The organism is Pseudostreptobacillus hongkongensis (assembly GCF_001559795.1).
GTDB lineage: Bacteria > Fusobacteriota > Fusobacteriia > Fusobacteriales > Leptotrichiaceae > Pseudostreptobacillus > Pseudostreptobacillus hongkongensis.
Window position 1 is genome coordinate 91,102 of record NZ_LOHY01000079.1, and the last position, 21,904, is coordinate 113,005.

The window sequence follows — 21,904 nt, forward strand, 5'->3', positions numbered from 1 at the left end:
TTATGAAAAAGAACACTATTACACAAGATCGTACACGATTTATTGGTGGATCTGACATTCCTACATTATTAGGTTTAAACAAATATAAAACACGTGAAGATCTAGTCCTCGAATATGCAGGAATTGTTGAAAGAAATTTTAATGGTAATCAATTTACCGAATATGGGAATCTTATGGAAGATAAAATAAGAAATTATGCTAATAAACTTTTAGGTTTTAATTGTGAACCTAAATGTAGCAAATCTTTTAAGCAATGTATTAGATGTAATACGGATGGATATGACCCTAATAATAAAGTTATATTTGAAATTAAAACCAATGATGGAAAACATTCTAATACTATTGATTATGAGGTACAAATGCAGCTTTATATGTGGAAATTTAAATGTAAAAAAGGTTATTTGATTCAATATAAAAGACCTGATGACTTTTGGAGAGGTTTTGATCCTAAATTTCATTTAGATGACAGCTATTTTAATACAGAATTTGATAGTGAAAATGTAAAAGTAACTGAGATCAAATATGCTCCACATCTTGTAAAAGAAATACTAGATAGAATCAAAGATTTTTGGATAGAAGTTGAAAAATTTAAAGGAGGTAATTGTGGATAATATAGAATTATTAAAAATATCTACTAAAAAAGAACAGACAGAAGTTATGAGATATGCACAGCTTGAAGAAGCTCTTAATACACAAATACTTTTGAAAGAAGAAGAAATAAAAAAATTAAAAAAGAAAAGTGATGATAATAAAAAGAATTTGTTACAAGCTATGGAGAATTGGGATATTACAACTCTTAAAACAGATAAATTTACTATTACAAGAATTCCAGCTACAACTAGAATAAGTGTTGATAGTAAAAAATTAAAAGAAGAATTACCAGAAGTTTATGAAAAATATTCAAAAACATCTGATGTAAAACCTAGTTTAAGAATAACATTAATTAATAAAGGAGAATAATTATGATTATATTACCAGAAAATAAACCTACTGACTTTGATAAAACGCCCAGAATGTTTTTAGTGTGGGGTGCTTCTATGACAGGAAAAACTTACTTTGCTAGACAATTTCCAAACCCTATTCTATTAAATACAGATGGTAATGCTAGAAAAGTTGATACACCTAGTATAGATATATTAAACTTCAAACATTTTACAGAAGTTATTACGACTTTAGAAAAAACAGAACATAGTTTTGAAACAATAATAATAGATTTAGTTGATGATATTGAGATGATGCTTATTAATGACATTATTGAAGATGAAAATAGAGAATCTAAAAAGAATTATGAATCACTTGCAGATTTTCCTTTTGGTAAAGGATATTCATTATTTAAATCTAAATGGAAACAATTAATGATGTATTTATCTAAATTAAGATTTAACATTATATTTATATCTCATATCGTGACTATAACTGAAAAAGATATGAGAGGTAATGATACATCACATTCACTACCTAGTTTAAGTAATAATGCACTTAATGCTTGTTTAGGAAGATGTGATTTACAATTACAAACTTTAAAAATAGGTAATACTTATACAAAACTAGTAACAAGTAAACGTGATAATTATAAACACGAAGATATAAAGAACCCTATAATTTATAATGCTTTAAAAGATACACAGAATTTATTTGAACGTGTACAACAACCTATTAATAATATTAACAATAATATAAACAATAAATAATTTAAGGAGATGATATTTTATGAATTTTACAAATGATTTACTTACACAAATAAACGGGATTAAAATTGATGTTAACGCAGGATATAACAACAATCAATTACCTGATGGAAATTATCAAGGAGTTTTAGTTGATTTTAGTTATACAGAAGTAGAGGATGGTATTCGTTATCAATTAAAATTAAAAACTCTTACTGATGAAGACTATATGTACTTTATCAAAATTAGTGAGAAAACAATTAAATTTAATATGCAAGCTTTAATGACTTCTTTATATAGAATTTCACAAAATAAACAAATTGATTTTAATCAGTATATAGCACCTGCTTGTACAGATCCACAAACATTTGTATCAAATATGTTACCATTTATTATAAATAAAAATTGTAGTTTTACTCTTAAAACTAATAAAAATGGTTATCAAACTTGTGAGATAGATCTTTAAGATCTATCTCACTTTATAGGAGCTATTATGTTTGTGTACGATATAGAAGTATTTAAAGAAGATTGGTTAGTTGTTATGAAAGAAGTAGGTACTAAAAAATTATTTATAGCTCATAACGATATTGAAGAATTAAAAGAAAATTTAACTCATTGTCAATGTTTGATAGGTTTCAATAATTATAATTACGATGATTTAATATTATATGCTTTAATCAAATTAAATTATAATAATAATCAGATTTATGAATTATCTCAAGCTATTATTAACGGAGAACAAATCCATTTCAGAAATGCAATGAATTCAGTTGTAACTTTAGATTGTATACAAGAATTGCAAATGGGGGTAGGACTTAAAGCTACTGAATGTAATCGTGGTAAAAGTATAAAAGAAACCACTGTACCTTTTGATATAGATAGAAAGTTGACAATGAAGGAATTATCAGAAGTCTGTGATTATTGTTATCACGATGTTTTGAATACAGAAGATGTTTTTAATTTGAGACGTGATTATTTCATGGCAAAACTTGATATTCGTAAGGAATTTAATCTTAATAAATCTATGATTAAAAAAACACGTGCATCACTTGCTTCAGAAGTTTTGAAAGCTGATCCTAAACATTTACCAAAGAATGCTATAAAAGATAGGCTTAATATAACATATATTAATAAAATTAAATGGGAAAACATACCTTTTGAACTAATAAATTTTTATAATCAAATTAAACTCGATTTCTCAAAAGGTGTACCTTTTGAAGAACTAGAAAAACGTAATATAAAAATTGTGGTAAATGATGTTGAGCATACTTATGGTTTCGGTGGTACACATGCTGGGAGAAAAGCTTTTAAATGTGAGGGTAATATATTATATTTTGATGTTTCAAGTTTTTATCCATCTTTAATGATTGAATATAATTTTTTAAGTCGTGCTTGTGAAAATCCAAGTGATTTTAAAAATTTATATGATACAAGATTTAAACTTAAACATGAAGGTAATAAAATGGAATACATTTATAAAATATTACTTAATGCTAGCTATGGTGCTACTAAAGATAAATATTCTAAAATGTTTGATCCAGTACAAGCCAACAATATTTGTATTAATGGTCAACTATTACTAACAGATTTAATCGTTAGACTTTCTCCATATTCAACTTTAATACAATCTAATACTGATGGTATTATATTTGCTTATGATGATAAAGATTTAGATACTATTTTAAAAATAAAAAGTGAATGGGAAAGTGATTATAATTTAAAATTAGGACAGGATACTTTAAAATCTATTTTTCAAAGGGATGTAAATAATTATTTGATGGTTACTTCCGATGGAAAAATAAAAGGAAAAGGTCGTGTGAAAAACTGGGACTACAATAAGAATAATTTTGAAAGTTATAGTTTACCTATCATAGATATAGCTTTTAAAAATTATTATATTGATGGTATGAGTGTTGAAGATACTGTTGATAAAATGATAAAAGAAAATAAATTAATAGTTTTTCAAATTGTAGGTAAATCAAGTTCCAAATATGATGGTTTAGCTCAATATGATAGAATGACTGATAATTACACAATGTTACCTAATAAAGTCAATAGAATTTTTGCTAGTAAATTTAAAAATAAAGGTATGATTTATAAGGTTAAAGGAAATAAATACGATAAATACTCTAACACTCCACCTAATACATATATACATAACGATGATATAGAAAGTATGAATCCTAATATAATAGACCGTGATTGGTATATAGAGTTATGTAAAAAATCATTACTTGAAAACATAAAGGAAGTTAATATAAATAATATTAATACACAATACAGTTTGTTTGATATTGTCTAAGAAAGGAGATTATAATTTTGGATAAAAAATATATTGAATTAAATAGTGATAAAACACCTAAACATGATTATAATACCTTTCACACTAGTTATGATAATTTAGAATCTGCTGGACTTATTTTAGATGAAAATACTGTGGTTGTAGATTTTGATAGTAACATTCACGTAGCTGAATATATTTTATCACAGTTTCCTACTCGTGCTATTAAAACCAAAAGAGGATATCATTTATATTTTAAAGCTCCTAAAAATAATATTATTAAAAATACAACTCACACTATTACTATTTTAGGAACACCTGTTGATTATAAAACAGGTATGGGTGGAAAAAAACAATATGCCATAATTAAATTAGATGGTGTAGAACGTGAAGTAATCAACCCTGATATCACTGATTATCCTGAATTAATTCCATCCTTATTTCCAACTAATTCCAAAGAAGATGTTATATCAGCTGTTGAGGGAACACGTAATGATATTCTATATAGACATTTATTAGAATGCAGTAACATTCTAACTAATTTGAAATCTATTAAGATATTATCTGAAATCATACGATCACTTATGCTAAACCCTTTGAGTGAAGATGAAGTTAATAACATTGTTAACAGTGTACTCAATCACGCTAATAGTAATTTAGATTTGTTTTCTAATGATAAAAACGGCAACCAAACTTTAGATATATTTAAATTATCTGGATATTTAGAACGTAAATTAAGCTGTGTAAGTTATAATGATATTTTATATTTTAGAGTAGGATCCAAGTTTAGTAGAAGTGAGTTAGAACTTTATAGAGAGGTAAAAAAAATGGATTTAAATTTAAGAAAAACACAAGACAAAGAACTATATCATCAACTTAGTAAAACTGCAAATGTAGTTGATGATGAATATTTAAAAATTAATCTTAACAATGGTTACTGTATAAATAATGGTATTATTGAGCCATCTATGGAAGATTTTACACCATATAATTTAAATGTAGCTTACAACCCTACCGTTTATGATGAAAATGTAGATAAATTTTTAAATTGGTTTATATGTGGTGATAAAGAACTAAGATTGTTACTAGAAGAAATTATGGGACATATTTTACTTACTACTGGTTTTCCACAGCATGCATTTTTCTTTTTAGCAAATAGTGGTAAAAATGGTAAAAGTACTTTTTTCCAAATGCTTAACAATTTTTGTGGCGATTTATCAGAATCCTTGGCATTAGAACAAATGGGAAAAGAAGAAAATCTAGCAGTTCTAAGAGATAAACTTTTAAACTGTGGTGATGATATTGATGATGCAATTATTCCATCGAGTAGAAATTTTAAAAATTTAACTTCAGGGAATACTATATCAGCACGTGAATTATATCAAAATCCTAAAAAATTTAGAAATAAAGCAACATTACTCTTCTCTTGTAATGAAATGCCACGATTTAAAGATAAATCAGGTGGTATCGAAAGGCGTGTAAGAGTTATACCTTGTAATAATATAGTTAAAGAAGTGGATCTTTTAATAGATAGTAAATTATCTACTGATAATGCTAAAAGTTATATATTAAACCTTGCATTAAAAGGTATTGAACGAATAAAACAAAATTCAGGAAAAATGACAGAACCTAAATTATCTAAAGATTTAACAAATAAATATATTATGGAAAGTGATAGTGTTAAATCATTTATAGAATATTATTTAGTTGAAAATAATCAAGTTATTCATAACATTCCACAAAAAAATATTTATATGCAATATGTTGCATTTTGTGAAAGTGAAAATGTTAAACCTTATTCTAAAAATAGGTTTACTAATAAACTCAGCGATTTAGGTTATACTAGTAAAATTGCATATGTAAATGGTAAAAGTACAAGAATTTATTTTAAGGAGAATTAAGAAATGGTGTTAATAAATATAAAAGATTTAGAAAATATAGTAGGTTCTACTCTTATAAATACAAATAACAACAGATTACATTATATTGAAAAAATAATCATATATAAATATAAAGATTTAAATCATGATACAATACACCCTCTTAGATATAGGGTTTTAGATTCTGAGGAAAAAGCAATAATGAATGGAACTTCCGAATATATAATATCACAACTATTAAATTTTGAGGTGATAAGATGATGAACGATGTAGTTTTTGAAAGCAAATATAAAGGAATAAATATTAAGATTAGAGTTATACAAGCACCTCACCATAAATGGTATGGTGGTTATTTAATGGATAGCACTAAAACTTTAACAGAAGATGATGATTTTCTAAGTGAAGAAATAACATATGTTGGAAATGATTTTTTTGGAGAACATTATATCGGATTTGATACAGGTCATTGTTATAACAATCACTTTGATTTAGAAATGACAAAGAAAGCACTTTATACATTTGTAAACAGTTATTTAGTTTGGAGGGATAGACAAAATGAGAAAAATTAAATTTAGGGCTTGGGATTTAGATGAAAAGAAAACGAAAACTGTTAATAGCATTGATTTTACTAATGATTTAATAACAGTTTATGATAAAGAGAGTTTAGAACATGTATTAAGTTTTGGCGATGTTGATTTAATGCAATTTACAGGAATAACAGATGTTTATGATAATGGAATTTACGATGGAGATATTGTTGAAATATCTAGTGAATTAAGTGATGAAACATATAATATGATTGTTGAATTTGATGAAGATAGAGCTAGTTTTGTATTAATACCTTTAAATAAAGATACAACTAGAACAGAATATCTTTCATACTATAAAAAAACAGATTATCAAATCATAGGTAATATCTATGAAAATAAAGAGTTGTTAGAACAAGATAATAAATAAAATTTAAAAGGAGAGATTTATGGATAAATTAATAAAAAATATTGAAATACCAGATTTCATTAATATAAGAATTTTAGAATTGAATAACGAAGTTTGTTTTTATTTTGTAGATAAATATAATGAAAAATATTTTTATATTAAAGAAGATAATGTATTGTGTACACATCAGCCAACTTATGTTAATTATGGTTTTTTGTATCTTCAAAGAGCTATAGTCATCCATAGGAATGACTTAAATATGTTAAAAAAAGATATTTATAACTTGTATAAACAATTAACATTTAAAATAGAAAGAGCGGAAAAATATGCAAAATATTACTACATTAATGATTATTTTGAAGTAAAATCATTTACAGAAGAAAAATACCCTACGGATAATAAACTATATAACTCTTTTAATTATTTTTTGACTAAAGAAGAAGCTGAAAAATGTGCCAAAAAATTAAAAGAATATTTAATTAAATTGAGAAAAGAAGAATATTTAAAAGGAGAATAAGTAATGGAAGAACAAGTAAAAATAATAGAAATACCTAATTTTATAAAGGTAAAAATAGTTAAGATAAATGATAAGTACTGTGTATATTATGTAGAAAACTTTAGTAATCAGTATTTTTATGCTGATGTAGACAACTTCTTGAAAACTTACACAAAAGCTAGTATATCATATGTTTTAAGTATTGATATACCTTTTACTATCAGCATTATCAATGTAGAGCATTTAGAAAAAGCTATTTATAATTTGCATAAAGAGCTCACAACAGGTGAAATACCTAGAGCTGAAAAAGAACAAGAATTTTATGCAATTTCTAGTGTTTTTACTGCTATAAAAGATATTGAATTAAACAGAGAATACGATAATAATCGACATAAAACATATAACTATTTTTTAAGCAAAGCTCAAGCTGAAAGATTTGCTAGCAAAATGCAAGATTATTTGATTGAGTTGTGGAAAGAGGAGTTATTAAAATGCAAATAGAATTTGATTTAAATAAACTAAAAAATTACTACTCTTTCTGTGCAGGCAACACTATTAGAAGTCAGATTGACAAAGTATATGAAGAGTTTGAAGAAGTTAAGGTTGAAGTTGATAAAAAGAATATTGATAAAATAAAAGATGAGGTGCTTGATTTAATCACTGCTAGCATTAATCTTTTAGGAATGATAAACACAACAGAGATTGATTTTGAAAATCATATAAATAAATTAGAAAAATATAAAAAAAGTAAGTATGGTGTTAATAATGATAATTAAAATGTTTAGCATTATTATGTGTATGGTGTTTTTATATTTGTTATGGAAAGTGTGGAGATGATATAAAATGTGTAAAGAAGTAAAAAATAATATTGAATTACCAAATCATTATGACTGGGATTTACCTATAAAAAGTAAAGATGTTATAGATGAAGTTATAAAAGATTTAAAAGGAAATGTAGCTTTTAATATAGGTAATGCTCTTAAATATATCATTAGGCATAATAAAAAAAATGGTGTAGAAGATTTAAAAAAAGCTATTCAATATTTAAACTGGACTGTAGAACAATTAGAAAAAGTAATATAAATAATACTAAAAGGAGAATAATATTATGGAAGAAACAATGAAAAAAATTGAAATAGAAGATTTTATAACAATAAAGATACTAGAATTAAATAAAGAATATTATGTTTGTTTTATAGATTCATATAATGAAAAATATTTTTATATAGATGATAACAATAGAATATATACACATCAATCCACTAATATTTTTTATTATCATTTATATTTTCAAAAAGCTAAACTTATTTATAGTGGTCATTTAGATGACTTAGAAAAAGCTATTTATAAATTACATAAACAATTAACATTTAAAATAGATAGAGCAACGGAAAATCAAGATTATTATTTTATTTCATCTAAGTTTAAAGTTGAAAGAATAACAGATTTTAGAGGACTGTATAGTACTTCTCATTATAAATCATACAACTATTTCTTAACTGAAAATCAAGCTAAAAGATTTGCTAGTAAAATGAAAGATTATTTAATTGAATTGTGGAAAGAGGAATTAAAAAATGAAAATTAGATTAACTGTAGCAGAATTAAAAGAATGGATAAAAGATAATACAAATGAAAAAAATGACTGTTTGAAAAATTTGTATTATTTTAATATGAAAGTTATAAAAATAAACTGTGATATTAATAGTAATGATATATTCATATTTCAAATTGAAGATGGTCGCTTAAATTATGAAAATTATTATTATCGTAGAAATGATATTACTGATTTCTATGAAAAATCGGAAAGATGGAGAGCTGAAAAAGATGAAAAATATTATCAGGCATATTTTGTTTACAATGAGGGTGATTTTGGAACTCTTGAAAATGTTGAAAAATATTATAATTCTGATAATAAAGCTTATACATCAGGTAACTATTTCAGAACACAAAAAGAAGCACAGAAATTTGCAGATGACTTAAGTGAAGCTGTTGGTCCATTATTTGAAAAATGTAAAAACGGAGAATACGATTATGAAAAAGAAAAGATTTAGAGCTAAAGAAAGTAAATACTATTATTATGTATATTTTGACGATAGATATCTATCTTTTGAGCCACATCGTGCATCGGACATTAAAATTGATTATGATAATACAAGATATTCACACGGTAACTATTTTAGAACTAGAAAAGAAGCAGATCTATTTTGTGATAAATTAAACTCTAATATTAGAAGCACAGCTAGATATATGAGGTACGACTATGAGGAAAATTAAAGTTAAAACTAATACTAAAAAGGAAATTAGAAAAATGTCAAAACAGCCACCAATAGTTTTAGAATCTCAGGAAGATGAAAAACTAGGTGTTATTATTATATTAATATATCATATAATACACTATTCAGATGTATTATGGAAAATTGCTGATCATTCTAAAAAAAGTTATAATGTTAAACTCAATAATGAAATTATAGCTGAAGATTCTTTTTCAAAGGAATTAAAACTAATTGATAGATTATTGATGTTTATAATTGATTGTGAAAACATTTCAAAAGAAACTGAAAAATTAACTTTTAGATATGTTAAAAATAAAGACTTAAAAGAATTAGCTACTAAAGCTACAGCTATTGAATATACTAAAATGAAAAGTTATATGAGTATTTATATGTCAACAATAGAAATTGATAAGTATATGTTATTCATCAATCATACTTATATGAAGTTGTTAGCTAATATAAAAACGTTAAAAGAAAAACTTAATGATATAGATAATAGTGTTTTATTAAGATTATTTGATAAAAAATATATTAGGACTCTTAGAACATTAACTACACAAATATATAATTTAATACCACATTCTTTAGTTGAATTAACTGGAGATATTAATGTAACAGAAGAAAAAATAAAAGAATTAATGAAAAAATCTGATTTATTAGAATCAAGAATAAAAGAAACTATAGAACTAATTACACCTAATAAAAATAAATATTTTTATGGAGGTTTACATTGAAAGAAAACGAAATAAAAAAATATATTGATAAAAAAGTTAAAGAAGAATTATCAACCATAGATGAAGCAGTAGAAGCGTTTAGAGATAAAAAATTAGAGACTTTACTTAGAAAATATATTAAATATTTAGGTCTAATTGAAAATATAAATAACAAAATAAATTATATAAATTCAGGTAGTTATGTTGTATCTAACTCTAATTCCGATGGAGAAAAAGTTCAAACATCACATAAATTTAAAGATCACGTTGAAAAATTAGAAGATACATTAAATTTATATGAGCAAAAAAGAGCTAAATTGATTTATATCACAACTGAAATAAAAATAGCTCTAGAAATTATAAAAGTTGAAGAATATTATCAAATAATTCCATTAACTTATTTTGATAAATTAAAGGTTGAACAAATTATAGGAACTTTAGGTATTAGTAGATCAACATATTTTGAAAGAAAAAACGAACTTTTAAGCGAAATAAAAAGTGTTATGTTTATATAAATGGTAGTTTAACTGCCATTTATTTTTTTATAGATTAAAATTTTACTATTTATAATTTTTGTAACTTTCTAGTATCTTTATTGTACCCTACAATGTATTTTTTATGTAAAATTATATATATTTCACAGTAAAAGAAAAACACACTCAAACATAGTGTTTAAGCGTGTTTCAATTACATATCACATGAATAAATTTCTAAAGTTTTTTCTACCATGCGTAATTAATGTTTAAGCTTCCTATTCCTTTAACTGATTTAAATAAGAATGGTTTTAAAGTATCATCACTATTCTTAACATCTGTTGAGAATGAAACTTCAGCACCTAATTTAGGAGTTATAGTTAATTTATCATTAGCTAATCTAATTACTGCAGAAACTGAAGGTTTAACATTTAATTCATGATTTTTTTCATTATCCATTAATTTTTTGTATTGATCAACCATGTCGTGTTCAGCTTTAGTATCGAATTTTTCAGATAAGTATTTAGGTAATGTTCTGTAACCATCTTTATCTCTGTTATTTTCAACAAAGCTTGCTAATCCTTCGTATAATTTCCCACCTAATTTATTATAGTTGTATTCTCCTTTAACTTCTCCAATTAAGTCAACATTTGATAATGCTAAGTAGTCAGCTTTAATTGTTGCTTCAGCTGATGCATGGTGTTGTAAATGAGCTTTATTGTATTCTTTAGCGTATAAACCATATTTACCATTAACATCTAATGAAGTAGTTAATTTATCTAATTTCTTAGTTACTGTTAATCCAGCATCTGTTAATAAGAATCCAGTCATTGTATGAGTTGCATTAGTAGCATCTGCATAATTTACATTAGTATAATTATAAGCATTTAATCTAGCTGATAAATCTAATCCAAATACATCGTTTAATTGTGCATTGTTTTTAGTGAAAGCAAACACTTCATGCATTAATTGTCCGTTAGCTTTTTCAAAGTTTTTGTTAGTAGCAGTTAATAAGTAGTTTCCAGATAATACTGAATCAACTTTGTAATCTTCGTATTGTAAGTTATCTACACCGTAAGATAATTTTAATCCTGCTAATAAGTTATGGTTGTGATTTCTGTTAGCATCAAATGTAGTTTTTAAGTTATATTTAGCTGCTCCTTCAACACTAAATCCATCTTTCATGTATCCTAATTTATTAGCTGTTTCAAATAAGTTAGCATATTCTAATGAATTATTAGCTAATTTTTGAGTTAACTCAACTTTTTCAGAATTTTTAGTTGAAGCTGTTAATCCATTATTAGCATATTCAACACCTAATTTAACTTCTGGTATATGTTTTAATGTCTTAACTGAACCAGTTTCAAATTCATTTTTGTAGTTTAATCCTGTAGTTACAACAAAGTTTTTAAATCCTGTGTATTTTAATTCATTTTCAGTTAAAGCTTCACCTTTATGTTTAGTTGCAGCACCAGCAGTTGTGTCACTTGATAAAATATTTAATAATTTAAATTCAGCTTTGTTAGTTGACATTGTATCTTTATTTAAATTAGTAGTTACTTTAACTCCACCTTTTAATCTTCCACCAAATGCGTAGTTTCCTGTTGTGAATCCATCAACTTCTCTACTTGTTAAGTAGTGGTTTAAGAATCCTTCAACTTTAACATTTTCATCAGCCATTCCACTTGTTCTAACAAATGATTCTAAAGTATGTTTTCCGTCTTTGAAATCTCTAGTTGAGTAAATTCCACCTAAGTGAGAATCAAATCCTCCAACTTTTCCAGTTAATACAGCTGATAATAAAGTTGTATCTTCTGCATTATGTAATTTGTATCCTTCGTTTTCATATTCTTCATCAGTTGATGCTTTTTTCCCTTTAGCTTCTAAGTGTTTAGAAACTGCATCTTTTAATACTGTTTGATCTTCTACAACAACTTCACTTGATTTAGCTACTAAAGCTTGTAAAATACCTCCAGTTTCTTTACCATCTATTTCTTTTTTAGAAGTAGTGTATCCACCTTTTACTTTTTTCATTCCATTTTCATCAACATCTTTTACAACACCTTTATTAGCAAATGTTAATGCAACATTGTATCCATCAACAATAGGAGCATCCCATCTTGCACCGAAGTAGTAATCTTTAATGTTTAAAGCTTCTGATGCATCTGGAGTATATTTATAAACATCTCCTTTTACTCCACCAAATACAGCTATTTGAGCATCCTTGTATAAAGTGTGTCCTAATTTTAAACTAGTAAATGCTTTAGCTTCAGCAGGTTTTCCACTATTTTTGAATGAATTTGCTTTTAAGTCAAAATCATTTTTAGCTTCTGCTTTTACTTCTGCATCTAAGTAACCATGATAATCTTGGTACTTTCCTTCAGCAAAAGTAGCTACTGTACTTAAAGCTAAAACTCCTAACAATAATTTGTTCATTTCTATTCCTCCTAATATATTATACATTTTATATATTTTCAGTAGTATTATACCCTATTTTAATATGATTGTCAATTATTTTAATAGAATTTATGCCCAATTTCCTTTATCAAAAACTTTAATTTCAGTACCATCTTCTAATACACCTATAATTTCTAAAGTTTCATCTCCTATCATAAAGTCAACATGCACAAGACTAGTATTTGAGCCAGCCTTTGATAATTCTTCTTCATTCATGCTTGTTCCACCTTCAAGACAAGTTGGATAAGCTTCACCTAATGCTATGTGACAAGATGCATTTTCATCATATAAAGTTTCATAAAACATTATATTTGTATTTGAAATAGGTGAATCATATGGAACAAGAGCTACTTCTCCTAATCTTCTTGATCCTTCATCTGTTTCTAAAAGTGTTTTTAAAATTTCTTTACCTTTTTTAGCATCAAATCCAACAGCTGCTCCATCTTTAAAATCTATGTAGAATTCATCTATTACATTTGAGTTATAGTTTAAAGGCTTTGTTGAATATACTCTTCCATTTACTCCATTTTTATGAGGTAATGTATAAACTTCTTCAGTAGGCATATTAGCTGTAAATTCTACACCTTTAGAATTTTTTGCTCCAGCTGCTTTCCATATATGTCCTTTTGGTAACTCTATAGTTAAATCAGTTCCTTTTTCTGTCTTATATTTTAAATATTTAAATTTATAATCATTTAATTTATTTGCTCTAGTTTGTAAGTTTTCTATATGTTTATACCAACCATCTATAGTATCTTCTCCAGTTATACGAGTTACATAGAATAATGTGTCCCATAATTTTTCAACTGCTTTTTCATCATCAAGATTTGGGAACATTAAATTAGCCCATTTTTTAGTTGGTGCTCCTACTACTACCCATGAATTTCTATCATTCATCAAACTTTGAGAGAAAAACTTAAGTGATTTAGATCTTGCTATAGATGAAATCTTAATTTTTTCAGCTTCTATTCCTTCTAAATTATTAGGATCAGATCCTATTAAAGATATAAAGACTGCATTTCTTTCTACAGCATCTTTATATTGATCTTTAAACCATTCTCTAACATCTTCTAATGTTTCAGAAGTTACATTTTCAAATCTAAGTCTTGTTAATCTATCATCATTCCATATAACTTGAACATCTGATGCTCCTACCTTATATGCTTGTTCTGCAAGTTCATATACAAATTCTCTAGATTCTGTTACAGATCTAATAACCACTAGTTGTCCTTTTTGAACATTTGCTCCTATTTTTACAATAGCTTCTGCATATTTTGATAACATATATTTGAAATCCATTTTATCACCCTTTCTTTAATTAGCTATTAGTACACTGAGTACTTCTTTAAATTCTAGTTTTGTATTTTCTGGTAATTCTTCAGTTAAAAGCAGATTTATTGCCTCTATTCCATCTTTTAATTCTTGTTTACAAACTGTATATATTCTTTCTTCTACACTATTTAATTCATTTTTCTGTTCTAAAAGATCTATTCTTTTCTTTACCTTCTCTAAATACTTAGGATTTTTAATAAACATTTCTTTCTTCTCTATAAATTTATTCATACCAGTCTCCTTGCACTACCGTTATTATATATTTTACCATTTAAATAGGGAGATGTCAAAATCTCCCTAATAAAACACAAATCTTTTAAATATAGATATATATTCTAATAATTCCAAATCTTCATTACAGACCTTGGTTAATATACTTCTTGTTTCATCTTTTCCTATATTTTTTAATGCTATTTCAAGTTCACCTTCATATCTTTTAGCACTAAAGTTAGAAATTAGTATATCACCTTTTTTAATTTCTTCATTATTTATTTTATTCAAGAATTCTCTACCTACATTTTTTTCTATATATTCTAAAAATTCTTTACGTGTAGTTCCAATATTTTTAGGTATCATAGATCTTATCACGTATTCAGAATAATCTTTTCTATCCTCAAAAATTTGATTAGTCAAAATATTTTTCATATTTTTTAAAGGCATAATATTTTCTGAAAAATATTTAAAGTATTGCCAATTTTTATCATCAATATCATTATCTCCTATTAAAATAATATTCACCATATTTTTAAATAAATCTAGGACTGATTTTTTAAAAGAATAATTTCTATGTGATTCAAGTGTTGGTAATCCTTCAAACATAGGTCCTCTTAAATTATCGCCTTTAACAAAAGCCATAGTCTTTATTCCAAACTTATGATATTTTAAATTTTGTTCTAATAAATATTTCTCTCCTATACCTGTAAATCTTTTAGGATAATAATTATGCAAGCTAAAAACTTTAGAAAAATCAATATTATTGTTTTTTAAATAATTCAAATCATCTTCATTTACAGTACTAGCATTTAACACTATATTATATTTACTAGATAATTCTATTATTTCATCTAAACTTAAACCATCATCTATTCTTAGATATATATTTTCATTTTTAATATCTATCATGTTTTTACTTAATGAATTTATATCAATAATCAAATTAAGATTATTTTCATTACATAGTGATATTACCTGATTTACTTTTTTTATCTTATCTAATTTCTCTTCTAATATATTAAGAGAAGTAAATACATACTTACAGTTTGCAACTTTTGCTTTTTGTATAACTTTTAATATATCTTCTATATCACTACTTAAATATATTGAAAATCCAGTTTCTAACTTTCTCATTTTTATTCTCCTATTTAAGTTTATTTCTAATATCAATAAACTTCTTATCAAGTTTTCCCTTACTTCTATTTTGTAAAAGATTAATTAGTTCTATAACATCTCTTTTATCAGCAGAATTATCATAGAATTTCTTTGATATTATTAAATCATATTTTTGAGTTATCATATCTTTTAATAAAGAATTCATTCTTTGATAATCACCTTTATTAGCTTTATTACTAAATGCATCTATAAGTAAACTTGATATTGCCCCATAATTAGTTGTGTAATAATGGTTACCATAGAATCCATTTGGATTTTCTTTATTATTAATAACTGGTGAATTTTTAGCATTAGTTAATAATACTACTACTAAATTTTCTTTAGGACTAACAACAGTTAAAGTTCCTGTCCATCCTGTATGACCTATAGTATCTTTTTCAGATAATCCAGAAAATGCCCATTTATATATAAAATCACCTTGTCTTCTCCAACCTAAACCGAAGCTAGAATTTATATCTTTAGGTTTGATAAAATGATCAAATGTTGTTCTATCAAAGAACTTATTATCATCATATCCACCTAAATTTACCATTATTTGACCAAGTTTTGCAAGTTCACGTGCATTAGAGAATAACCCAGCATGTCCTGATACACCTTTCATGCTATAGAAAGCTTTTTCATCATGAACTTGACCCCATACAGTATCATGTCTTGCATTTATAAACTCAATAGCTCCATCACGAGTATTACCATTTAATTCTGTAGCTGCAACCTTATCTTTTGTAACACCATTTTCTAAAGGATTAAACATAGTATGAGTTAGTCCTAATTTATCATAAAATTCTTCTTTAACATAAGTATCTAAATCTTTACCAGAAACTTTTTCAACTATTAATCCAAGTAACATATAGTCAACATCTGAATATTTAGTCTTAGTTTTAGGACTGTATTCAAGAGGTGTTTTAAATATTGCTTCTAATACATCTTTTTTACCTATAGCATATAGATCATTTTTACCATTTTTAATACCATCATCTTTATCATATTTATCATTAAAGTATTGAGGATCTGCTGGGAATCCTGCTTGATGTTTTAGAACATCACTTAATTGAATTTTAGCTTTTTCCCCATTATTAAATTCTGGATATATTTCATATAGATATTGATCTATTTTTAATTTCCCTTCTGATACAAGTTTCATTATTGCATAATTTGTAGCATACATTTTAGTATTACTTGCAAGATCATATATAGTATCTTCTGTAACCTTTATTCTATCTTTTAAAACTTCTCCATTTTTATCATAGTTATTTACATATCCATAACTTTTTGATAATTCTAATTTTCCATCTTTAATTACAGCAATTTGAGCTGAAGGCATACCAGCTTTAACTTCTGCTTGTATAAATTCATCAACAAATTTAATTACTTCTTTATTATACCCTTCTTTTTTGTTTTCTATAACTTTAGGATAAGGTATTTTAACATTAACTTCTCCATCTAAATTACTAACTTGAATAATATTTTTTTCATTATTAGTAAATCTAGATATATCTATTTTAACATTACCACTATTTTTTAAATTATCTGTTTTTACCTTATTTCCATTTATATATAGATCTACATTCTTAAGATCTTTATAATCCAACAATATATATCCTTGATCTTTAAAACCTTTAAATTCATACATTTGATTTGTTAAAACTGAATCATCAAATTTATCTCCTTTTACAGGAAAACTCTTATCAAATTGAAATGAATAAGAAAAAACTGATAAAACTAAAGCTGACACTAATAATATTTTTTTCATAACTCCTCCGAATTATTTATTATTTTCAAAATTATTTTTAAAGAACATACTTTGATACATTATAGATTCCTTCCAGTAAACCCAGCTATGAGCACCTGGTCTTTCAGAATATATATGAGGTATGTTTAAATCAATTAATTTTTTATGCAAATCTCTATTTGCTTCAATAAAGAAATCATCTACTCCACAATCTATCCAAATATTAGTTTTCGCCCAAATTAATTGATGTGCCAAATCTTTAATATTATATTTTTCCCAATCCTTATTTATCACCTTATTTATTCCCCAATTACCTTGGAAAGAGTAAACATCTACTCCACCACTCATAGATGCAATATTACCATATACATCTTTGTGATTTATACCTAAATATAGAGCTCCAAATCCACCCATACTTAATCCTGTTATTCCTCTTTGTTCACGTCTTGCATCAGTCTTATAATTTGAATCTACATATTCAACTAATTCTTTTGAAACAAAAGTATCATAATTAGAATTTTTCTTTACATCGCTATCTACATACCAACTATCATAATTACCATCTGGAGAAACATAGATAATATCATATTTATCTGCATATTTCCCAATTTCTAATTTTTGAGGAAAATTAGTATTATTTCCTGACCAACCATGTAAAGTGTATACTGTTGGAAACTTCATATTTTTATCATAACTATCAGGTAAAACAACTGTAACATCTATATCTTTTTTCATAGATTTACTGTATACCTTAACAACTTTTTCACTATAACTAAATGCTATAGTTGAAACTAATAACATTAAACCTAAAAACTTCTTTTTCATAACTCCTTTTAAAGAGATTAGCCGAAGCTAATCTCTATCTCCTTTAATATTTATTCTCCGTATATTTCTTCTATTCTTTCATCATCAACACCAAATAGGTAAGTTAAGACAAATCCACCTATGTATGCTCCTACCATTGCGATTATAAAGAAGATCCATGTTCCAGGAACAACTATTAATAATCCAAATAATCCAGAAACACCTTGAGTAACTGTTCCTAAATGGAATAATGAAGCTAGTAATCCACCAAATCCAGAACCAAGACATGCAGTAATAAATGGTTTACCTAAAGGTAAAGTAACTGCATACATTAAAGGTTCTCCTATTCCTAAAATACCAACAGGTAATGCATCTCTAACTAAAGTTTTTAATTTCTTATTTCTTGTTTTAACTAATATAGCAATTCCGGCACCAACTTGTCCTCCACCTGCCATCATTAAGATAGGTAATAAATAGTTAATTCCTTGTGTAGGTCCATTAGGATCATTTAATAACACGTGTATTGGAGTTAAGGCTTGGTGTAACCCAACTGATACTAATGGTAAGAAGCTAGCTGCTAATATATATCCACCAAGATTTCCAAGTCCCTTATAAATAAAGTCAAGTATACCAAATATAGCTACAGTTACTCCAGTACCTAATGGTTGAATAACAAGTATTGCTATAAATACTGAAATAATTAAAGTTAAAAGTGGTGTAAAGAATGTATCAAGCATAGCAGGCATAATTTTTCTAATTTGTTTTTCAAGATATGCTACTATTATACCCATGAATAAAGCTGCTAAAAGTCCACCCATACCTGGAGCAAATGGTTTACCAGTTAATGGAAGATTAATTCCTTCTTCATTAATTTTCATTAATAAAGGTAAAGATGGATGAGCTATAAAGATTGACCCTATAATACCTCCAAGTATTGCAGTTCCTCCAAATTCTTTAGCTGAATTCATACCAACATATAAAGCTAAGAAACCAAACATTACAAATCCTATACTTCTTATAGCTTGGTACCACCATTGCCCGTTATATGCACCATGAGTAGAAACATTAATTACATTTGTTAATCCCATTATAAGCCCTGCAGCTATTATACCAGGTAATAAAGGAACAAATATATTAGCTATTTTTTGTAAGAATCTTTGAACAGGTCCATTATGTTTAGCCTTATTACTCTTCTTGTTTTGTTTAGCTAATTCTTCAACATCACTAACATAACCTAAAGGTATACCAGAAAGTTTAACAAATTCTTCTCCAACTTTATTAACCACACCTGGTCCTAAAACAATTTGAATAGTATCAGCGTTTATAACACTTAATACTCCATCTACTTTTTTAAGAGCTTCTAAATCAACATCATTTCTCGTAGAAACTCTTAATCTTGTCATACATGTTGCGTTAGAACTAATATTTTCTTTACCACCTAAGATCTCAAATAGTTCTTTTGCAGTTTTTCTTGCATCCATAATATCATCACTCCTATTTTTTAATTGCTGTTTCTGTTATTTTTCTACTTACCTCATCAAAATTCTTATTAGAATATGTCATATATATTACATCAATTAAATTTAACATTGATATTCTTGAATATATAGCTGCACTCCTAGTAAGATTTTCTTTTGATGTTACAAATAAGTTATACTTACATCTTTTAGCTAAAGGACTATCTGTATACCTTGTAATAGATACTGTGTCTATTCCTTTTGCTAAAAGTATATCAGCTATTTTAATAAGTTCAGGTGTAACTCCTGAATAAGATATTAAAATGGCTATATGATTTTGTTTACTATTTACCGCCTGTACATATTGTTGATCTGTACCTTGAAAACAGTTACTTACTTTTCCTACTCTCATAAATTTATACTGTGCATCTAAGCATACTATATGTGATGCTCCCATACCATATAAATCTATTACATCTTTTTCCTTTATAATCGAAACTACTTTTTCTATTTGTACTCCATCTTGTAATAAAACATTTTCGTTTAAAGATGAAATACTTAATTTATTTAATTTAGATATGATATCTTCAGTGCTTAGTTCCTTTTCAATATCTGAATTATCGAAAATCATATTTTCTTTGTTAAATATTGATAGCTCTTCTATAAGCCTAAGTTTTAACTCTTGAAAACCAGAAAGACCAATTTTTTTACAAGTTCTTGTAACAGTAGAATTACTCGTATATGTTTTATCTGCAATATCTTGACCCTCAAGTTCTATAATCTTTGTATAATTATCTAAAATATATTTAGCAACTAAGTTTTCTGAACTTGAAAATCCATCAAATTCCCTAATCTTTATTAATAAACTCATGTATTAATCTCGCTACATTCCCGTTATATTTACTAAGCTCACTAGCTGCTATACCATTTTCTACACCTAATAGTATCATTACTATCGCTTGCTTAACATTATAACCTGATTTTTCTAAAGTTTCTTGAGCTTTCATATAGTCACAACCCGTCGTTTTAATTAAAATATTTTTTGCTCTTTCTATTAGCTTAAGATTTGAAGTTTTAACATCAACCATATATCCAGAAAATACTTTACCAAGTTTTATCATTATTGTTGTTGATATCATATTTAAAACCATTTTCTGAGCTGTTCCCGATTTCATTCTAGTTGAACCTGTTACTATTTCAGGACCTACAATTACCTCTATAGGATATTTAGATTTACTTGATAATTCTGAATTAACTGAACAACTTATTCCTCCTGTTATTGCACCTATAGAATTTGCATAATCTACAGCTCCTAATACATAAGGTGTTCTTCCTGATGCTGTTAAACCGATAACTACATCCTTATTTGTTAAATTTAAATTTTCTAAATCTTTTCTACCATTATCATAATTATCTTCGGCATTTTCTTGTGCTTCAAATACTGCAGCAATTCCTCCTGCAATAATTCCTTGAACTTTTTCTTTTGATACTCCATATGTTGGCGGACACTCTGAAGCATCTAAAATTCCTAATCTTCCAGAAGTCCCAGATCCTACATATATTATCCTCGTTTCCTCAGTATAATTTTCTAAAATTGCATCTATTAATTTAGATATATTTAAAAGTTCTTTTTCAACATTTAAAGCAACTTTTTTATCTTCATCATTAATTCTTCTAACAATTTCATAACTATCTTGGAGTTCTATATCCTTACTATTAATATTATTTTGCTCTGTAGATAATGTACTTAAATTAATCATATTATCACTCCTCTTAATACATTGTACCACCATTTTCATAAAAGTCAATAGAGAAAGAAAACGATTTTCAGAAAAAGTTAAAAATAAAAGCTAGTTTATACTAGCTAAAAAAAAGCAAAAAAAAAGGAACACTAAGTGTTCGAGATGGCGTCCCTGGTAGGACTTGAACCTACGACCCTCTGATTAACAGTCAGATGCTCTAACCGGCTGAGCTACAGAGACAAAAAAAGGAAAGTTTGGCAACTACCTATCTTCCC

Annotated in this window: 27 protein-coding genes and 1 tRNA gene; 18 read left to right on the top strand and 10 right to left on the bottom strand. The window is 26.2% G+C overall.

From position 1 onward, the window contains the following. Positions 1-2 precede the first annotated feature (2 nt). The 18 genes from AYC59_RS02710 to AYC59_RS02795 all read left to right on the top strand — a co-directional run bounded on the left by AYC59_RS02710 (position 3) and on the right by AYC59_RS02795 (position 10,761). Entirely contained in the window at positions 3-611 is a 609-nt protein-coding gene (locus AYC59_RS02710; protein ID WP_066894956.1) for a YqaJ viral recombinase family protein, read from the top strand. Next, complete coding sequence (locus tag AYC59_RS02715) at positions 604-960, top strand: hypothetical protein (RefSeq protein ID WP_066894959.1); 357 nt, start codon at positions 604-606, stop codon at positions 958-960. Before AYC59_RS02710 ends, AYC59_RS02715 begins: the two co-directional genes overlap by 8 nt. Positions 961-962: 2 nt before the next feature. Continuing rightward, positions 963-1,691 (top strand): ATP-binding protein, encoded by a 729-nt coding sequence (locus AYC59_RS02720; RefSeq protein ID WP_066894961.1) that lies wholly within the window; start codon positions 963-965, stop codon positions 1,689-1,691. A 19-nt stretch (positions 1,692-1,710) separates the two neighbouring features. After that, positions 1,711-2,133: a hypothetical protein gene (locus tag AYC59_RS02725; protein WP_066894963.1), complete on the top strand. Its 423-nt coding sequence runs from the start codon at positions 1,711-1,713 to the stop codon at positions 2,131-2,133. Between the two features lie 27 nt (positions 2,134-2,160). Next, positions 2,161-3,969 carry a hypothetical protein gene (locus tag AYC59_RS02730; RefSeq protein ID WP_066894965.1) on the top strand — a complete coding sequence of 603 codons (1,809 nt, stop codon included), beginning with the start codon at positions 2,161-2,163 and terminating at the stop codon, positions 3,967-3,969. A gap of 17 nt (positions 3,970-3,986) precedes the next feature. Then, positions 3,987-5,849 carry a DNA primase family protein gene (locus tag AYC59_RS02735; RefSeq protein ID WP_066894967.1) on the top strand — a complete coding sequence of 621 codons (1,863 nt, stop codon included), beginning with the start codon at positions 3,987-3,989 and terminating at the stop codon, positions 5,847-5,849. Between the two features lie 3 nt (positions 5,850-5,852). Further along, positions 5,853-6,089, top strand: a complete 237-nt coding sequence (locus tag AYC59_RS02740; RefSeq protein ID WP_066894969.1) for a hypothetical protein — start codon at positions 5,853-5,855, stop codon at positions 6,087-6,089. After that, positions 6,089-6,397, top strand: a complete 309-nt coding sequence (locus AYC59_RS02745) for a hypothetical protein (RefSeq protein WP_156445466.1) — start codon at positions 6,089-6,091, stop codon at positions 6,395-6,397. Before AYC59_RS02740 ends, AYC59_RS02745 begins: the two co-directional genes overlap by 1 nt. Next, positions 6,384-6,785, top strand: a complete 402-nt coding sequence (locus AYC59_RS02750) for a YopX family protein (protein ID WP_066894973.1) — start codon at positions 6,384-6,386, stop codon at positions 6,783-6,785. Before AYC59_RS02745 ends, AYC59_RS02750 begins: the two co-directional genes overlap by 14 nt. A 19-nt stretch (positions 6,786-6,804) precedes the next feature. Next, on the top strand, positions 6,805-7,281 hold the full coding sequence (locus AYC59_RS02755) for a hypothetical protein (RefSeq protein ID WP_066894975.1): 477 nt from the start codon (positions 6,805-6,807) through the stop codon (positions 7,279-7,281). Positions 7,282-7,284: 3 nt separating this feature from the next. Then, positions 7,285-7,761 carry a hypothetical protein gene (locus tag AYC59_RS02760; RefSeq protein WP_066894977.1) on the top strand — a complete coding sequence of 159 codons (477 nt, stop codon included), beginning with the start codon at positions 7,285-7,287 and terminating at the stop codon, positions 7,759-7,761. Further along, a complete protein-coding gene (locus AYC59_RS02765) occupies positions 7,752-8,036 on the top strand; it encodes a hypothetical protein (protein ID WP_066894979.1) in 285 nt (94 codons plus the stop codon). Before AYC59_RS02760 ends, AYC59_RS02765 begins: the two co-directional genes overlap by 10 nt. 67 nt (positions 8,037-8,103) lie before the next feature. Further along, positions 8,104-8,343: a DUF3310 domain-containing protein gene (locus AYC59_RS02770; RefSeq protein WP_066894981.1), complete on the top strand. Its 240-nt coding sequence runs from the start codon at positions 8,104-8,106 to the stop codon at positions 8,341-8,343. A 25-nt stretch (positions 8,344-8,368) separates the two neighbouring features. Further along, on the top strand, positions 8,369-8,845 hold the full coding sequence (locus AYC59_RS02775) for a hypothetical protein (protein ID WP_066894983.1): 477 nt from the start codon (positions 8,369-8,371) through the stop codon (positions 8,843-8,845). After that, the gene (locus AYC59_RS02780; protein ID WP_066894985.1) at positions 8,835-9,311 is read left to right on the top strand and encodes a hypothetical protein; all 477 of its coding nucleotides are present in this window, start codon (positions 8,835-8,837) and stop codon (positions 9,309-9,311) included. The genes AYC59_RS02775 and AYC59_RS02780 overlap by 11 nt, the downstream gene beginning before the upstream one ends. Further along, positions 9,292-9,534, top strand: a complete 243-nt coding sequence (locus AYC59_RS02785; protein ID WP_066894987.1) for a hypothetical protein — start codon at positions 9,292-9,294, stop codon at positions 9,532-9,534. The genes AYC59_RS02780 and AYC59_RS02785 overlap by 20 nt, the downstream gene beginning before the upstream one ends. Further along, positions 9,521-10,267, top strand: coding sequence for a hypothetical protein (locus AYC59_RS02790; RefSeq protein WP_066894989.1), 747 nt, complete (start codon positions 9,521-9,523; stop codon positions 10,265-10,267). Before AYC59_RS02785 ends, AYC59_RS02790 begins: the two co-directional genes overlap by 14 nt. Further along, positions 10,264-10,761, top strand: coding sequence for a DUF1492 domain-containing protein (locus AYC59_RS02795; RefSeq protein ID WP_066894991.1), 498 nt, complete (start codon positions 10,264-10,266; stop codon positions 10,759-10,761). The genes AYC59_RS02790 and AYC59_RS02795 overlap by 4 nt, the downstream gene beginning before the upstream one ends. Before the next feature lie 207 nt (positions 10,762-10,968). Here the strand turns inward: AYC59_RS02795 and AYC59_RS02800 are convergent, their stop codons facing one another. From AYC59_RS02800 to AYC59_RS02845, 10 genes are all read right to left on the bottom strand, one after another. Next, positions 10,969-13,155 (bottom strand): hypothetical protein, encoded by a 2,187-nt coding sequence (locus AYC59_RS02800; RefSeq protein WP_066894993.1) that lies wholly within the window; start codon positions 13,153-13,155, stop codon positions 10,969-10,971. Between the two features lie 90 nt (positions 13,156-13,245). Further along, positions 13,246-14,475 (bottom strand): aminopeptidase, encoded by a 1,230-nt coding sequence (locus tag AYC59_RS02805; protein ID WP_066894995.1) that lies wholly within the window; start codon positions 14,473-14,475, stop codon positions 13,246-13,248. Positions 14,476-14,490: 15 nt separating this feature from the next. Next, positions 14,491-14,739: a hypothetical protein gene (locus AYC59_RS02810; protein WP_066894997.1), complete on the bottom strand. Its 249-nt coding sequence runs from the start codon at positions 14,737-14,739 to the stop codon at positions 14,491-14,493. A gap of 66 nt (positions 14,740-14,805) precedes the next feature. After that, a complete protein-coding gene (locus AYC59_RS02815; RefSeq protein ID WP_066895008.1) occupies positions 14,806-15,855 on the bottom strand; it encodes a MupG family TIM beta-alpha barrel fold protein in 1,050 nt (349 codons plus the stop codon). Between the two features lie 10 nt (positions 15,856-15,865). Continuing rightward, the gene (gene pbp4b / locus AYC59_RS02820) at positions 15,866-17,647 is read right to left on the bottom strand and encodes a penicillin binding protein PBP4B (RefSeq protein ID WP_066894999.1); all 1,782 of its coding nucleotides are present in this window, start codon (positions 17,645-17,647) and stop codon (positions 15,866-15,868) included. Between the two features lie 12 nt (positions 17,648-17,659). Next, complete coding sequence (locus AYC59_RS02825; RefSeq protein WP_066895001.1) at positions 17,660-18,451, bottom strand: alpha/beta hydrolase; 792 nt, start codon at positions 18,449-18,451, stop codon at positions 17,660-17,662. Positions 18,452-18,501: 50 nt separating this feature from the next. Continuing rightward, entirely contained in the window at positions 18,502-19,911 is a 1,410-nt protein-coding gene (locus AYC59_RS02830; protein WP_066895002.1) for a PTS transporter subunit EIIC, read from the bottom strand. Positions 19,912-19,924: 13 nt separating this feature from the next. Continuing rightward, the gene (locus AYC59_RS02835; RefSeq protein ID WP_066895004.1) at positions 19,925-20,758 is read right to left on the bottom strand and encodes a MurR/RpiR family transcriptional regulator; all 834 of its coding nucleotides are present in this window, start codon (positions 20,756-20,758) and stop codon (positions 19,925-19,927) included. Next, on the bottom strand, positions 20,736-21,647 hold the full coding sequence (murQ, locus tag AYC59_RS02840) for an N-acetylmuramic acid 6-phosphate etherase (protein WP_066895006.1): 912 nt from the start codon (positions 21,645-21,647) through the stop codon (positions 20,736-20,738). The genes AYC59_RS02835 and murQ overlap by 23 nt, the downstream gene beginning before the upstream one ends. Positions 21,648-21,792: 145 nt before the next feature. Then, positions 21,793-21,869, bottom strand: a tRNA-Asn gene (locus AYC59_RS02845). Between the last annotated feature and the right edge of the window lie 35 nt (positions 21,870-21,904).